The sequence below is a fragment of the Rhizobium sp. SVR5-9E genome (genome assembly GCF_056755095.1).
This window is the reverse complement of sequence record NZ_JBNDHS010000264.1, coordinates 1-400: the sequence shown is the minus strand read 5'-3', so window position 1 is coordinate 400 and position 400 is coordinate 1. Positions and strand designations below refer to the sequence as shown.

At 43.8% G+C, this 400-nt stretch carries 1 protein-coding gene; it reads left to right on the top strand.

Annotated elements, in window-relative coordinates:
- Window positions 1-76: 76 nt before the first annotated feature.
- On the top strand, window positions 77-400 hold a 324-nt coding region (gene msrB / locus ACPYOJ_RS34725; protein WP_481420283.1), incomplete at its 3' end, for a peptide-methionine (R)-S-oxide reductase MsrB.

Genomic DNA, 400 nt, shown 5'->3' with positions numbered 1-400 from the left:
GGCGAGAAATGCCAATCCTCCAAAGCAAAAAGAAGTTAAATATCAGAAGAAGGATAAAAAAGTTCTAAAGGAAAAACTGACTGCCGAACAGTATAATGTTACGCAGGAAAACGGTACGGAAAGGGCTTTCCAGAATGAATACTGGGATGAAACCCGTGAAGGGATTTATGTGGATATTACCACCGGTGAACCATTGTTTATTTCGACAGATAAGTTTGAATCCGGTTGTGGTTGGCCGAGTTTCTCGAAACCAATCACGAAAAAGCTAATTGAAGAAAAGCTGGATCGCTCCCACGGAATGACCAGGGTAGAGGTGAGAAGTAAAACCGGAGATGCGCATTTGGGACACGTTTTCAATGATGGCCCTGCGGATAAAGGCGGACTTCGCTACTGTATCAAC